Genomic DNA, 14,810 nt, shown 5'->3' with positions numbered 1-14,810 from the left:
TTTCCTACTTCTTACCTGCCATGGAGCTTTCAACGGCTCCGAACTTACTTGTAAAGCGGTGCTTGCCCGAGCCGAGACGGTAAATGGATCGATGCTCCTCCTGTGTCAAAAGCGCGCAGCCTGCAGCAAGATTCCCTCTGTCCTCGCCATCCGAAATTACACCTGCCCCCGGCACGTACACCGTCGCACTCGTGTTCGCGGGCATCTCGACTTCAAGCTCCAGGCGATTGTCGGCTTCCAGCTTCCATTCGACGGAGATCGTCCCGTAAAGCGATTCGTACCCCGCCTTCACCCACTTCAGCCGCCCTCCGGGTCTCGGACGGATAATAGCGTGGCGGAAACCGGGATCAGCCGGATCGGCTTCTATTCCGGCCATATAGCGGAACATCCATTCTCCTACCGAACCGAGCGAATAATGGTTGAAGGAATTCATAGAAGGCGTTTGAAAGCCCTTCTCCTCCGTCCAGCCGTCCCATCTTTCCCAGATTGTCGTGGCGCCGTGCTTAATGGAATACATCCACGACGGGAAAGCCTCTTGGGTAAGCAACGTATACGCGGCCACCAGTTCGCCGCTGTCGGTCAAAGCCGGCAGCAGGTAACCTACGCCGAGAAACCCTGTGGACAAGCGATCGCCCCGCTCCCGGATATTGTCTGTCAGCCGGCGGATTGCTGCTTTCTTCAGTTCGTCTGTCAGAAGCCCGAACTGGATCGCCAACACGTACACGGTTTGCGTATCGCCATGAATATGGCCGTCGCTTCCGACGAATTCGGAGCGGAATGCTCCGGCTATTTCGTCAAACAGCGCTGCGTAACGGTTCATATCCGCAGTTTTACCGATCGCCCCGGAAATTTGCGCCAGCACCTTCGCGCTGTAAGCAAAGTAAGCCGTTGCCAGCACCTCGCTTGGGGTATCCGCTCCGATCGACAGCCAGTCGCCGTAGTTGGCGTAATCCGGACGAATCAGACCTTCGCTGTGATGCTTTAGATATTCCACCCACCGCACCATGGCTCCGTAGTGGGTTTCGAGAATCCGCTTATCCCCGTACATTAGGTACTGCGTCCACGGGATAATGACGCCCGCATCGCCCCAACCGGCATTATCCGGCGCAAACCAGTTCAAATTCGTGTTCCACATTTTGTGGCGGATCCAACCGGCATCGGGCGCTACGTCTGTAAATGCGCCTGAAGGCTGCTGGCAATCGATGATGTCCCATATATACTTCGTGAAAAACCGCGATACATCCATATTGTAGGAAGCGGTACGGGCAAAGATTTGCGCGTCCCCGGTCCAGCCGAGCCGTTCGTCGCGCTGCGGGCAGTCGGTGGGAACGGACAGAAAGTTTCCCCGTTGTCCCCATGTAATATTTGCATATAGCCTGTTGACCATCGGGTCGGACGTTTCCAGACTTCCCGTCACCGGCGTATCGGAATGAATCACTTTTCCGGCAATCGTCGTCAGTTCAGGCTCCCCCGGGTACCCGATCAGCTCGACGTAACGAAAGCCGTGGAACGTAAAATGAGGCTCGTACCGCTCCTCGCCAGCGCCCTTCAACACGTAATGATCCTGCTGCACCGCTTCCCGCAAATTGTCTACATACAGTGTGCCGTCCGGGTTCAGCATTTCCGCATGACTAAGCGTGATCTGCGTGCCTGGCTCGCCCTTCACAGTTACTTCGGTCCAGCCGACCATGTTCTGTCCCATATCGAAAATGTATGCCCCCGCCTCGGTTTTTCTGACATCAACCGGCTTCACCGTTTCGGTGATGCGGATCGGCGGCTCCATCGCTGCAACGAGCAGGCCGTTATAGCCGGACCGGACGTCCGGCGACTCCCAGCCGGAATCGTCGTAGCCCGGATAGTCCCAGCCCGTCAGCTCAAGTTGCGCATCGTACGTTTCGCCCTTAATTAGGTCTGAATAACGGATCGGCCCTTCGGCAGCCCGCCACGAACCGTCTGTAACAACAAGCTCCCGGCTGCCGTCCCCATACTCGATGCTAGCCTGCATGAGGAAGAACGGACGCTCTCCGTATATATGCCTGCCGAGAAATCCGACCGTCCCCGCATACCAGCCGTCACCGAGAATAACGCCGATTGCGTTCTCGCCCTTCTTCAGTTTGTCCGTGATGTCGTAAGCGTGTACTTGAACGCGCTTGTCATAGTCCGTCCAACCTGGAGCGAACAGATGGCCGACGGCTTCCCCATTCACACTCAGCTTGAACAGCCCCAGCGCGGTGGCGTATACGACAGCGCGGCGAACGTTCGATTTGACGGCAAACGATCTGCGCATATAAGGAGAAGGCTGCATAGCTAGTCCCGGGCTCGACCTTCTGCCGATCCATTTCCCTTTCCACTCTCCGCGCGATAAAATCCCCATCGTCCAATATGCGGTCTCACTCCACGGCGAAACCTGATCCCGGCTATCCCAGACGCGAACCTTCCAGAAATATTCGCCTTCCGAGCGTAGCGCCAGTCCCGCGTATGTGATTTGGATCGATTCGCCGGAAGCCGTTTTGCCGCTGTCCCACATATCGGCATCGCCCTGATCCAGCTTCTCGCGGGATGAAGCGACGACAATTTGGTATGCCGTTTGCCGTACGTCGCGCTCATCTGACTCGAGCCGCCAGAAAAGGCGGGGGTGCATCGAATCGATGCCGACCGGGTTAACGGCGTATTCGGTTTTGCATGCAGTTATTCGTATCATTGTCATAGGAATTCCTCCGATCCTGGATGCCGAGCTTGGGCCGAAGGCCGATTTGGCTTGACTTCGGCTGTCCCTTTTCCATATTCGTCATCCTCCTTCATGTTCGCCGGTATTCTCGAAGACGACAGTTTCTCCGGCGTGAAGCTCAAGCGAGATCAATCTCTCCGACGTATCTATCATCCTGCTGCCCCGGCGGATGCGCGCCATCCCTCCGAACGGATTCTCAATCCGCAGTGTCTCTTCACGTTCACTGAATACCGTAACTAAGCAGACTTTGCCGTCCCGCTTAAGTCCCGACAGGAGGAACGCGCCTTCCGCCCGGATGCCCGAGAACGAAGCATCCTTGAAACGCGACGCGAGTCCTGTGAATACGCGAATCGTGCCCCTGACGCACTGTACGTACATTTCTAGCACGGCAGCGGCAGCAGCGATCGAAGCTTCCACCTGCATCGTGTCGCCGCCGGTAAATTGGCAGAATCCGCCATAGTTAGCGTTATGCCTCGTCGCATAGCTCGGCATCATGTATACATCCTTCAGCAAGTGGAGTGACAGGAGCGCCATATCAGCCCGGCCCAGCCGGTTATGCAGGATGGAAGCCCAAGGCATCGACCAACCAGCCCAGCGTCCCATCCCTTTGTCGACCCAAGACTTGTAGGAATTCGATACCATTTCACGCTGCTCGGGGTCCGACATGTCCATCGTATCGAAAGGGTAAATGCCGGCAAGGTGCGAATGATGGCGGTGCGAGTCAGAAAGCGGCTGGCCTTCCCACAGATACAGTTCGAGTCCCGGCTTTGTGCCGAACTCCTGGTATTGTCTCGGTCCCGCCGTAAAGGCAGGCAGCTTGGCTTGAACATCGGCGGCGAACGCCGCGTAGTCCGCGTCCAGGCGGTATTTCCCTTCAAGCTCAAGCAGCTTCTCGCACAGAAAATGAACGTTGACGAGGAAAAAAGTTGAATTTCGGCCGAGCCCGTTTGGGGACGAGCCGCCGTATTCCGGAGAAACCGACACCGGAAGCGCGTATTCATCCCCTTCTTTATCCATCATCGCATAAAAGACGTTAAGCGCTTTCCTCATAAACGGATATACTTCGTTCACGAGGTATTCCGTATCGCCGGCGTAACGGGCGTACTGCCACATCATCTGGGCGACCCATGAGGTGTTTGCCTGGTCGATCGTCCCCGTCCACATGCCCCCGACAGGGCGTCCGCGTTCATCGACGGAATGTCCGAGCATATATCCGTCGTCGATGCCGACGAATCGTTTCGCATTACGCGCAAGCGTTGGCTTCCAGCCGTCGATCATCGTAAAGAGCGGCTTCAGGCAGTCCAGCAAATTGGCACCGTACGCGGGCCACAAGCATTCTTGGACATTAATGTTAAAATGGTAATCGCAACTCCAGGGAGGATTGCGGTACTCCTCGGCCCATGGCCCTTGAAGCGTTGGAGCGATTTTGCCCGGCATCGAGTTGCCCAGCATCCGGTAGATCCCCAAATAGTACATGTTCTCGATATTGCGGTCCGGAAGCGAAATGTCCGCCGCCTGCTCCCATAAAGCGCGCCAGCGGTTCTTCGTTTCATGCAGCGTCCCTTCGTATCCGAGAAGCTCTGCATCGTTCAGCCGTTCAAGCGCCGCCTGAATCGCGTGCTCCGCAGTGTCGCCGTATTCCGCCGCAATGGCGATTCCGCTTCCCTGCTGCGCATGCAGCACGGCGCACGCCGGATCCTCCGGAAGCTCTTGGACCCAGCCCTCCCCGTCTGGCAGCTGAACCGACCTGGGAGCTGAAATGCCGAAATCGTCAAAGTAGGTCTTCACCTTCTCGAAGGAATAGGCAGGCTTCGCCTCTATGCCTTCAATCAGCTCCTCATCGGCGGAAAGCAGCAGCATCGGTCGATCGATCGCCACGCTGACGCGGATCAGCCGTTCTTTCCCGTCCATTTGGCAGCTTATGACGGCTTCCCCCACGTCGAGACGGAGCGAAGCGGCTTCGAACGTAACACCCGGCTTCAGCTTGATATCGCAGCGGCCCATCGCAAGCCGGGTCGGCCGTTTTTCTTTGCCGTTCATGATCATCGTCGGATAAAGCCGGCGGGCACCATTGAAATCGCCGCTTTGCAGCAGCGACTTCAGATGATCATAGGTACAGTCTTCAAGCCATTCCGTTCCTCCCCGGTGATCCCAGTAATCTGCTCTATTAATCGTGAGCATCACCGTTTGCGCCTGAAACCAGACCAAAGCGCCGAACACGCCGTTTGACAGCGGCATGCCGTCATGACAGTATCTCGTTTCAAGCGTCCATGGTATCTCATAAGCCGGTTTTACCGATACGGCCTTCACAAGCTTCAACTCCTTTCAATTCATTCGTTCGGTGCTCACGAGACCCCGTATTGCCAACGATTTAACCTCCCGATTGTCATCGGTACTCCTTCTCGCCTTGCAAACGCAGCGCGCCCGACAGGACGAGCGCGATTACCCAAGAAGGATTCCATACATTGCTGTTCCCGCGGTCGTGATAATGAGTCTGGTAAAATCCTTCCCCTTGTTCCCCGACGACGGTAAATCCCCATTCCCCTGGGCTTGCGCATATTCCTTGTCCCATCGCTTCAGCCATGAGCTTTCCGATCGTTGCATATTCCGTTTTTCCGGTCATTTGACCGAACCGCCAAAACTCGTAGCATGGGAAGAAAACGTCCAAATGATGATTTTGGACGCTGACGCCCGGCCAGCCAACGGCGTTGAAATGACGGTGGTGGAGCGGAGCATCCCTGTCATATTCGGGATTCCATACGAACACATACGTGAGCAGCCAATCCGCCGCAACCTCTGCCCATTCCTCGTATCTGCCATCTCCGGTCAGAACGAACAGTTCATATGCGGCCAGAAAATAATACATGCCGGCTTCTTTGTCTTCACACCGGGCGTCCAGCGTAGAACGGGCGAAAGGGCGCTCGAACGTGCGGGCGTGCAGATCGTAATAGCGCTCCAGTACCGCCTCGGCATGTATCAGAAACTTCCTTTCACCTGTCACCTTGTATGCCTTGGCTGCCGCGATGACGCATGGGATGCCGGCACCGGTCACCATCTCGTCGTTAGGCGCTCCATCCTTTAGCCAGCCCATCGGATAAATGCCGGAGGGAAGCGTTCCGGCCATAAAGAAATCGGCGGCTTCGCGAAGCGCATTCAGCCATTCCCCTGGAACCTCCCGGCCCTGCTCCCGAAACAGCTCGACAATATCAGCCAGATCCGAAATCGTCTCTCCGTACGCGCGGCTGGAGACGACCGGCTCTCCTTTCATCGTAAAATAACCCCAAGTACGGCTTTCCAGTTCATAAGAACAGCTGCGCAAGCCGGGAACGCAGGTAGCGCTTCCATTCAAATAAAAGCCGACGGCCTGCTCGCACCGGGAAATGCGTTCCTCGTCCCGCGACTGAAACCCGATTCGCGCATCGCACCAGGCCAGCTTCAAGCACTGCCCCGTCCAGCCGTACAGAAAATGGAACGGTAAACGGTTCAATTTGCCGAAAGCATTTGAATCATTAAATTTGACATACCCGGATGCGCCGTCCGCACTGCGCCATCGGTCGTCCATCGCGTTCGTTTTCAGCCGGACGATATCGTCCATCGTCCACGGCTTTGCTCCTGTCGGTTCAAACAGCTGCCAGCCCTTTCGGACGATCTCGCGAAACCCCCATCCGGATCTTGTCAGCTTTCCCCAATCGAGTGCGTAACGTTTGGAGAGTGTGCGGCCCGCATCGACGTTCAAATATCCGCCGGAATACTGCGCGGTTTTGCTTTTGCCTACGTAATAGATATCCTTCTGTCCGTTGAAAAGCACGGTGCCGCTCGTGGCGGCTAACGAAGACCTGCCGCTCTGCCGAAGCACGCCAAGCGCTCCGTAATGTACAGCGCCGTCCTTCGTCTCCGTGAAAGTAGGAATGGAAAATAAAGAAAGGAAGCCCGCGCCTTCTCCCTCCGTCCATTCCGCGTTAACGCACGGGATCGGCAGCCGATGCTCTTCGCAGATGAAGCCTTCGTTATCGCCGAGCTTTGGGACAACCCTCTCGGGATCCGAGGACGGATTGTTGTTATAAATCATATGGGGGATCGTAATTTTCTCCCCGCCCCTTGCCTCTAGCTCGAATATGAGACCGACAGCGGCATCGGCCAGCAGTTCCCCGTTGTGATTGGTCCAATCCGCTTTTACATTCAGCAAGTGATTCTTATCGAAAGTCAGCTCGAGTGTGACGGCAAACTTCATAATAAAGCCGCTCAGCCGAATCGCCGAGGAATCGGAATCGACCCGGGGATTCAACAGCCGGACCGGTTCATCAATCCACGGCTTTCCGAGCGAACAAATCAGCATCCGATCGAGCGATCCGGAAAAGTACGGCGAAGCTTCCCCTTTCACTCGCAATATAAGCCGAATGCCTTCCGGCGTTTCGGTGCAGTCGGCCATTTTACTCCCATTCAAGCATTGGATCGTATGGACCTTCATTGGCGTCCTCCTTGTCTACAATAATTACAATCATTATACGTTGCGAATATTTGCATTCTATAGGCGTTCTAGGTTGAATCTATAGGTGAAATGCGCCTCAAACCTCTGATTTCGGCTTATTCTGCCAATTTCAAGACTTGAATTCCCTATAAATGCGCCATACAATTAAAAAAACGCCGGCTTCACTCGGCTATCGATTGGAAGAGGAGGAAGAATATGATAGCACGAACCCGGCATTATAAAGGGGATCGGTTTTTCAAGGGAAAAGATGAGATTTATGTGAATCGTGTTACGGAAGCGTTTACAATCTGCGAGCATACGCATGATTTTATCGAATTGAACTATGTGGCGGAAGGAAGCGGCTACCATTATATCGCTAATCGAAGCATCCCGGTTAAACGCGGCTATCTGTTTATTATTCCCGTCGGAACCTCCCATGTCTTCAGGCCGTCGTCGCCGAACCAGAGCGCTAAGCTCATTGTCTACAACTGTTTGTTCCGATACGCAACGTTCGAGAAATGGAAGCATCTGTTCTTCGGCGAATCCGACATCGAGCGCGTCATGCACAACAAATTGAGCGCGGGCATTCCCTATCACCACGTCTTCGACAGGCATGAACGGCTGCAGCAATTAATCACGACGATGCATAAAGAATTCCGTCAAAAAGATGAAGGTTATGAAACGATTCTGTCGGCGACCCTCATTCAGCTGCTCATGGTCATAAACCGTCTCCTGAACGAGGTGGAAGCGGCTGACACAAACGGCAGAAGCGGCAAACACTCCGATATGCTCGGCGACGCCATGCGTTTTATTCAGGAGCATTATGCGGAGAACATTACGGTAAAGCAGCTCGCAGCCAATGCGTTTATGAGTGAAAGCCATTTTCAACGCTCCTTCAAAAGGTTGACCGGCTTGACATTTACCCAATACCTGCAAAAAACACGGATTGAAAATTGCTGCAGCCTGTTGAAAACATCTGACCAATGTATCAATTACATCGCCAACCGGATCGGCTACAAGGATATGAAGTTCTTCTATACGCTGTTTCTAAAAAAAACCGGCATGACTCCTCAGCAATACCGCAAATATCATCAGTCGGCTGAATATCCGGCGTATCCGGTATAAATTCGCCGGATCAAGCAGCAAAAGCTGCCGAACCTCCAGGTCCGGCAGCTTTTGCTGCTTGCAGAGCTTTTCTTTCGATTTCAACTCATTTTCCTCAAGGCGGATTACATACCGGCAAAGCTGTCTTTCTCCGCCCAGTCCACATCTACGCGGACGTATTTGATCGCCTTACGCAAATAGGAGAACGCGATATGAAGCTTCCCGTCTCCGGTTGCAATAATTGACGGATAGGAGTAGCCGACCTCACGTTCCTTATACTCTAAATCCGCGGTTTGGACGTTGCGAATAATCGGCCATGTCTTCCCGTCATCCTCCGAAATAGCCAGCGTAAGCGGCGTTCGGAGCGTTTTGCGGCGGAAGCCGTCCCCCTTTTTCACCCATCGGAACTGATCTCTTTCAATGGAGGCGTTATTGAAAATAAGCGCCAGACGCCCGTTCCCGAGCTCCGTCACCTGCATGGAGGAATTGTTGTTCGGCAGCATGCTCTTCTCGGGAACCGTCCAGCTCCGGCCGTTATCCGCAGATTCGCTCGTATAGATTCGGTCGGCTTGGCGGCTGCGGTACATGGCCAGGAGCGTTCCGTCACTAATCTTGACGATATTCATTTGAACGCGGTGCAGGCTTTCCGGAACTTCATGCTCTTCCCATGTGCGCCCGCTGTCCGTGCTGATCTGAACGACGCTATAATGCCCTCCCGGCTTGCAGTAGTAAACCGGAAGCAGCCAATCCCCGTTTTGCGAAACGACGATCGGATGGCGAAGAAAAATGCCCGGACCTTCAAACAAAACCTCCGGAGTCCCCCACGTATGTCCCTGATCCTCCGAAATGCGGCGCACCACTCGGGACGTTTTTTGATCATGCGGCTCATTGGACGTGTGAAGCAGCCATACATTCCCGCCGCCAGGCTCCTGAAACAGGACGGGATTTTGCTCGGAGCGCTCCAGGTCATTGGCAAGCAATACCGGTTCGGACCATTGGTCCGATCCTGCCGGCAGTCTCGACATCACGACATTCGTATCCGGATTTCCTTCGCCGCTTCCGGTAAACCAGACGCACAGTAAATCTCCGTTGTCCAAGGCAAGTAAATTGGCCGAATGGCTGTCCTGCTCATATTTAATCGGAATATAACCTTCCGTTACCTCCGGATCATTCTCCGATGTTGCAATCCTTCCATTAAATCGATCCACCAAGTCCCACTCTCCTTTATCTCTTCCTCACCGATATTCGGTGAATCTCCGATTTATAAACGGATCTCGAATTCATAAGCTCCAGACCCGATTTCCATAAGGCTCTCAGCCCCCGGAAGCTGGACGGCAGCGGTCGTATTGACCGGAATGCGGACCTGCAGCCGGAAACAACCGTCTTGAATTTCCCATGCGGACACGATCGTTCCGTACATGGTCTCGTACTCGGCATACACGCGGGTCAAGCCGCCTCCGGGTCTCGGAGCAATCCGTATATGCTTGAAGCCGGGCTGCAGAGGGTCGGCATCAATGCCGGCCATATAGCGGTACAACCACTCGCCGACTGCTCCGAACGCATAATGATTGAACGAATTCATCCGCTCTACCTTATGAAAGCCCCGTTCCTTCGACCAACCGTCCCAACGCTCCCACATTGTGGTCGCCCCGCTCTTGATCTGATGGAACCAGGATGGAAACGATTCCTGCATGAGCAAATCGTAGGCCGTGTCTGAATAACCGTAATCGGACAATGCGGGAAGCAAATGCGGAATGCCGAGAAAACCGGCCGTCACATGATTGTCCGAAGCCTTCACCTCTTCGACAAGACGGCATGCCGCGAGCCTGGATGCAGGTTCTGGCAATAACCCCATGGACAACGTCAAGGCATAGGCCGTTTGCGTTCCGCCCTTCAGCCTTCCGTCCTGGTCCGCGAACTTAGCGGCGAAGGCGTCTTTAATGTTTTGCGCCCGTTCCCGGTATTTACGCGCATCATCCTCCCGCCCAAGCACGCTGGCAATCCGGGCCATCAGACCGGTGCTGTATGCGAAAAAGGCGTTCGATATCAGCTCCTTCGACGTATCGGCATGGATCGAAAGCCAGTCGCCGTAGTTGCCGGTCCGCGATTCAGGAATCAGATCCCGCTCACTGATGCCTTCCAGATAACCCATATAAGAAACCATGGAATCGTAACTTTGCTCCAAAATATCCGTATCGCCATAAACCGTATAAATCGTCCACGGGACGATGACACCGGCATCGGCCCAACCTGCGCTGTACGGGCGCGTCCATTCTTCGCCTTTCCGCTTGTTCACCTTCCGCTCATGGTAACCGCAGTTCGGCGCCACGTCCGGGAACGACCCGGAATCCAGCTGAGCGGCGTTCATATCGGCCGCATATTTGGCGAAGAAACGGGCCGACTCCATGTTAAAGGTCGACGTGCGGCAAAATACCTGAGCATCGCCGGTCCATCCCAGCCTCTCGTCCCGCTGCGGACAATCCATAGGCACGCTCAAAAAATTTCCTCGCTGCCCCCAAGCAATGTTGCTCTGCAGCTGATTGATAAGCGGTTGGGACGTTTCCAGCTTGCCGGAGGGAGGACAATCCGTATGGATGACGATGCCGGTCAGCATATCGGGTTCCGGTTCGCCGGGCAGGCCGGCGACCTCGACATACCGGAAGCCGTGAAACGTGAAGCAAGGCTCGTAAATTTCCGTGCCTCCGCCTTTTGCGATGAAGAAGTCGGTTTGCACCGCTGTCCGGAGATTCGCTTTATAGAGCGTTCCGTCCAAGCCAAGCGTCTCCGCATGGTTCAGCGTAATCCGCGATCCACTCTCGGCTTTTACCTTCAATCTGACGCGTCCGACCATATTTTGTCCAAGATCGAACAGATAGGACCCGGCTTTCGTTCTACTGACGGCCGCTGGATGAATTTCGCGGATCGCCCGTACCGGGGGATCCGCCTGCGCAACCAGCTTGCCCCCGTAGCGGTCTCCCCGGTAAGGCAGCTCGATCGGCCTCTTCCAGCGTGAATCGTCATAGCCCGGCTCAAGCCAGCCTTCCGGTTCTCTGCGTGCGTCATAGGCTTCGCCCCGGAAAATTTCCGAGTAGCCGTATGCCCCCCCGGACGTCTTCCATGTCTCGTCAGTCACGATCGTTTCCGTCGACCCGTCCTCGTATTCAAGCCGCAGCTGTACGAGCAAATAAGGGCAATAACCGTATACACGCTTGCCGACCATCGCCAGCTTGCCGCAATACCAGCCCGTTCCAAGGAGCGCACCGAGAACCGTTTGACCGCCGGAGCCGAAATGGCTTGTTACATCATAGGTTTGATATTGGATCCGCTTCTTATAATCTGTCCAGCCCGGAGCAAATTCGTGGTCGCTTACCCGTCGGCCCCCGATAAACAGCCTGTATAAGCCAAGGGCTGTTGCATGAACGACGGCTCGCTTGACTGGCCTGCAGATATCCAGCGCTTTACGCAAATAGGCGACAGGACGGTATTCATCGGAATGCGGCACTTCCATGCCAATCCATTTCGCCTGCCAATCGGCTTGATTCAGCAGCCCCATGGACCACGAGGACATCCGGCTCCATTCGGAGGGGACGTTCCGCTTATCCCAAACTCGCACTTTCCAATAATAGTGCGTACCGGATTCAAGCGGGCTTCCCGCATAATGAACATGTACGGATTGGCCGGACTCGATTCGCCCGCTGTCCCACATGTCTCCTTCATCCTGTTCCAGCTCATGCGCGTTTGCAGCGACAAGTACCCTGTAGGCGGTTTGACGCTGCCCGCGTTCTTCCGATTGAAGCATCCAGCTTAGCCGGGGACGGCGTGTATCGAGTCCGAGCGGAGCATCCGTATATTCCGTCAACAAGCGGCTAATGTTAAGCCTCGTCATTGCTTCCCCGATCCTCTTCTGGATAAATTCGAATTTGCGAGGCGTCCGTTTCCAGTGCGCAATTCACTTCGTACGCTTCCCCCGCGATGCCGCGAATCTCGATATCGGACGTACCCGCACCGCCGGCCTCCATATACAATTGCCCGGTACCGGGGCGTTTCGTCCGCTCAATCCGGATTCCTGAGCATGCTTGCAGCGAGAAAAGCGGCCCCTGCACCGGAGTGACGGATACGTCCGTGAAGTGAACATCCCGCACGTTTTCAAGCGAGATGCCTTTCTTTGCGTTAATGTCTATATGCTCGAAACGGATGTTTTCGATCGGCATTTCTGGAAGCCCTTTCATACCTATCGCCTGATGGGCGCTTGTGCATTGAATATGCTCGATCAGAAAATCGCGGAATGCGGGCGTCTTCTCCGTTACCTTCTGGGCGGCCGGCTGATCGGTGCCTCCATGGCTGTAGAACATGCTGAACGTGATCGCATCCTTCGGAATGTCGGTCATCCGGATGTTACGGATCCGGATCTTCTCCACAATGCCCCCACGTCCTCTCGCGCTTTTGAAGCGGAGGCCCGTATCTGTTCCAATGAATAAGCAGTCCGAAATGCTGACATTTCGCACGCCGCCAGACATTTCACTGCCGATGACAAAGCCGCCGTGCCCGTGATAAACGACGCAACCGCGGATGCTGATATCCTCGCACGGCACGCCAAGCTCTCGCCCGTCCGCATCCTTGCCCGATTTGATGCAAATAGCATCGTCACCCACATCGAACTGCGAATCCGATACTTCAACATATCGGCAGGAATCCAGATCAAGCCCGTCTCCGTTTTGCGAGTACCACGGATTCTTCACACTCACATTCCGAATGGTCACATGCTCGCAAAGCCATGGATGCAGGCACCAGCTGGGCGAGTTTTGAAAGGTCGGTCCATCCAGCAGCACACGCCTGCACCGGTCCAGCTGCAGCAGCGTCGGCCGCAAAAAGTCGCGAGCCTCCTCGAAGGCGTCCGTCTGCAGCACCCCTTCGGCAATCAAGCGTTTGGCGGTCGAGGCCCCCCGGATAGCCCTCTCCGTCGGCCACCACATCAGGTTGGATGGATCCGTCCAGCCGGACGACGTTAACGCCTTCCACTGGTTCTCCGTCATCTTCATTCGTTTGACAGGCCGCCAGGCATCGCCGGAGCCGTCGAAAATCCCTTTGCCTGTAATCGCGACATCGGTCAGGTTTTCCCCATAGATGTTTGACATGCAGCGTACCGTTCTAATGCCTTCGTAGCTAGTGGGTATAAGCGGATAATCGTCGAAATTCCGGCTGAACAGCACAAGTGCCCCCTGCTGCGCATGCAAGTTGATGCCGCTCTTCAGCTGAATCGGTCCGGTAAGCCAGATGCCCGGAGGAATATTAACCGTTCCTCCTCCCTCGGAGAAGCAGGTTTCGATCGCCCGGTTAACCGCTTCGGTATTCATCGTTAAACCGTCACCGATTGCACCGAAATCAACGATAGAATATTGCTTCTCCGGGAATGATGGTGTTTCCGGCAGCTGGTGCGTCTGCGGGATGAGTCCGGATGCGTACAATCGGTTCAACACGGGTCCCCCTTCTTATTGAGCAGCTGGATCCGGTAGAAAGCGATCCGCTCCCTTTTCCATGTATAAGTCACATACAGGACATTCCCCATAGCCACAACCGACGGATAAGAATATTGTTTCTCGCCCTGATCGAGCATCAGCTCATTATGCCATGATTGTCCGTTGTCATCGGACAATCGCAAGACAAGCGGAGTACGCAGTCCCTTTGTGCTGCCTGCCTCCGGTCGTACGGGATTGTATACAAGAGCCAGCAAGCCGCCATCGGTCTTGACGAGATCGATCCCGCTGTTATTGTTGGGAAGGTCCGTCGCAAAGGCCGGACACCATGTTTTCCCGCCGTCTTCGGAGTCGCTCCTATATACCGCTCCTTCCGTGCTTCTGGTCAGCATATGGACGTTTCCCGGAGCCGATTCCCACAAGGCAGGCTGTATGATCCCTTTACCGAGCAGCGTGCTGTGGTCGAGCGGAACCGTTTCACTGCGGGTCCACGTTTCTCCACCATCCGTGGATAGGTCCACGAAAGCGTCCCAGTCGGGCTCCAGTGACGCCGGCGCCGCTATCGTGCCGTCCGTCAGGACGATCGGCTTGTTTTTCACCGGGCCTCTTCCCCCGACATCACCGTCTATAAGCTGTTTCGGGTACGTCCAGGATAAACCGCCGTCCAAGGAGGTTATGACCATCGTCGTCCATGAGGAAATGCGTTCGCCGATTTTATAATATAACATGAGAATTCCGTCGTCTCTGCGAAACAAGACGGGATTCCAGTGCGGCATGCCCTCCTGGTCCGCCAGCTTCTCCGGCGCCGTCCAGACGCCGCTTACTCTCCGCGAAGCCCAAATCGCGACGTCTCCCGCACCCTCACGTGATCCGCCGAACCAAGCCGCAACGATTGTCTCGTCAGGCAGTACGGCGAGCGTTGAAGAGTGACAGCTGCGGAAAGGCCGATCTTCTTCAAAAATGAATTCCTTCGTTACTTCGCCATAAGTGATCATCGCGTCTGCTCCTTTGCCCGGCTTTTTGGTGTTTGCCGGTT

General features: G+C 55.1%; 8 protein-coding genes. 1 reads left to right on the top strand and 7 read right to left on the bottom strand.

Going from position 1 to position 14,810, the window contains the following annotated elements:
* Positions 1–4 precede the first annotated feature (4 nt).
* The 3 genes from MRBLPE1_RS17575 to MRBLPE1_RS17565 form a co-directional block, all read right to left on the bottom strand.
* Complete coding sequence (locus MRBLPE1_RS17575) at positions 5–2,707, bottom strand: glycoside hydrolase family 78 protein (protein ID WP_364147722.1); 2,703 nt, start codon at positions 2,705–2,707, stop codon at positions 5–7.
* 81 nt (positions 2,708–2,788) lie between these two features.
* A complete protein-coding gene (locus MRBLPE1_RS17570; protein WP_364147720.1) occupies positions 2,789–5,038 on the bottom strand; it encodes a glycosyl hydrolase family 95 catalytic domain-containing protein in 2,250 nt (749 codons plus the stop codon).
* Between the two features lie 76 nt (positions 5,039–5,114).
* Positions 5,115–7,196 carry a hypothetical protein gene (locus tag MRBLPE1_RS17565; protein ID WP_364147717.1) on the bottom strand — a complete coding sequence of 694 codons (2,082 nt, stop codon included), beginning with the start codon at positions 7,194–7,196 and terminating at the stop codon, positions 5,115–5,117.
* A gap of 216 nt (positions 7,197–7,412) precedes the next feature.
* Between MRBLPE1_RS17565 and MRBLPE1_RS17560 the strand changes: the two genes are divergently transcribed.
* Positions 7,413–8,321, top strand: coding sequence for an AraC family transcriptional regulator (locus tag MRBLPE1_RS17560; RefSeq protein ID WP_364147714.1), 909 nt, complete (start codon positions 7,413–7,415; stop codon positions 8,319–8,321).
* 104 nt (positions 8,322–8,425) lie between these two features.
* Here the strand turns inward: MRBLPE1_RS17560 and MRBLPE1_RS17555 are convergent, their stop codons facing one another.
* The 4 genes from MRBLPE1_RS17555 to MRBLPE1_RS17540 are packed head-to-tail and all read right to left on the bottom strand — an operon-like array spanning position 8,426 to position 14,769.
* A complete protein-coding gene (locus MRBLPE1_RS17555; RefSeq protein WP_364149718.1) occupies positions 8,426–9,508 on the bottom strand; it encodes a sialidase family protein in 1,083 nt (360 codons plus the stop codon).
* Between the two features lie 53 nt (positions 9,509–9,561).
* On the bottom strand, positions 9,562–12,186 hold the full coding sequence (locus tag MRBLPE1_RS17550) for a glycoside hydrolase family 78 protein (protein WP_364147712.1): 2,625 nt from the start codon (positions 12,184–12,186) through the stop codon (positions 9,562–9,564).
* A complete protein-coding gene (locus tag MRBLPE1_RS17545) occupies positions 12,173–13,774 on the bottom strand; it encodes a glycoside hydrolase family 28 protein (RefSeq protein WP_364147709.1) in 1,602 nt (533 codons plus the stop codon). The genes MRBLPE1_RS17550 and MRBLPE1_RS17545 overlap by 14 nt, the downstream gene beginning before the upstream one ends.
* Positions 13,771–14,769 carry a sialidase family protein gene (locus MRBLPE1_RS17540; RefSeq protein ID WP_364147706.1) on the bottom strand — a complete coding sequence of 333 codons (999 nt, stop codon included), beginning with the start codon at positions 14,767–14,769 and terminating at the stop codon, positions 13,771–13,773. The genes MRBLPE1_RS17545 and MRBLPE1_RS17540 overlap by 4 nt, the downstream gene beginning before the upstream one ends.
* Positions 14,770–14,810: the final 41 nt, after the last annotated feature.

Origin of the sequence: Paenibacillus sp. LPE1-1-1.1 (assembly GCF_040676435.1) — a bacterium.
In the GTDB taxonomy this organism is placed as follows: domain Bacteria; phylum Bacillota; class Bacilli; order Paenibacillales; family Paenibacillaceae; genus Pristimantibacillus.
The sequence above is the reverse complement of the archived record's forward strand: the minus strand, read 5'-3'. Positions and strand labels throughout refer to the sequence as shown.

Excerpts from the sequence above, each read along its gene's own strand:
- MRBLPE1_RS17550 (WP_364147712.1), bottom strand. The coding sequence starts at position 12,186 with ATGACGAGGCTTAACATTAGCCGCTTGTTGACGGAATATACGGATGCT.
- MRBLPE1_RS17540 (WP_364147706.1), bottom strand. The coding sequence starts at position 14,769 with ATGATCACTTATGGCGAAGTAACGAAGGAATTCATTTTTGAAGAAGAT.
- MRBLPE1_RS17575 (WP_364147722.1), bottom strand. The coding sequence starts at position 2,707 with ATGACAATGATACGAATAACTGCATGCAAAACCGAATACGCCGTTAAC.
- MRBLPE1_RS17560 (WP_364147714.1), top strand. The coding sequence starts at position 7,413 with ATGATAGCACGAACCCGGCATTATAAAGGGGATCGGTTTTTCAAGGGA.
- MRBLPE1_RS17565 (WP_364147717.1), bottom strand. The coding sequence starts at position 7,196 with ATGAAGGTCCATACGATCCAATGCTTGAATGGGAGTAAAATGGCCGAC.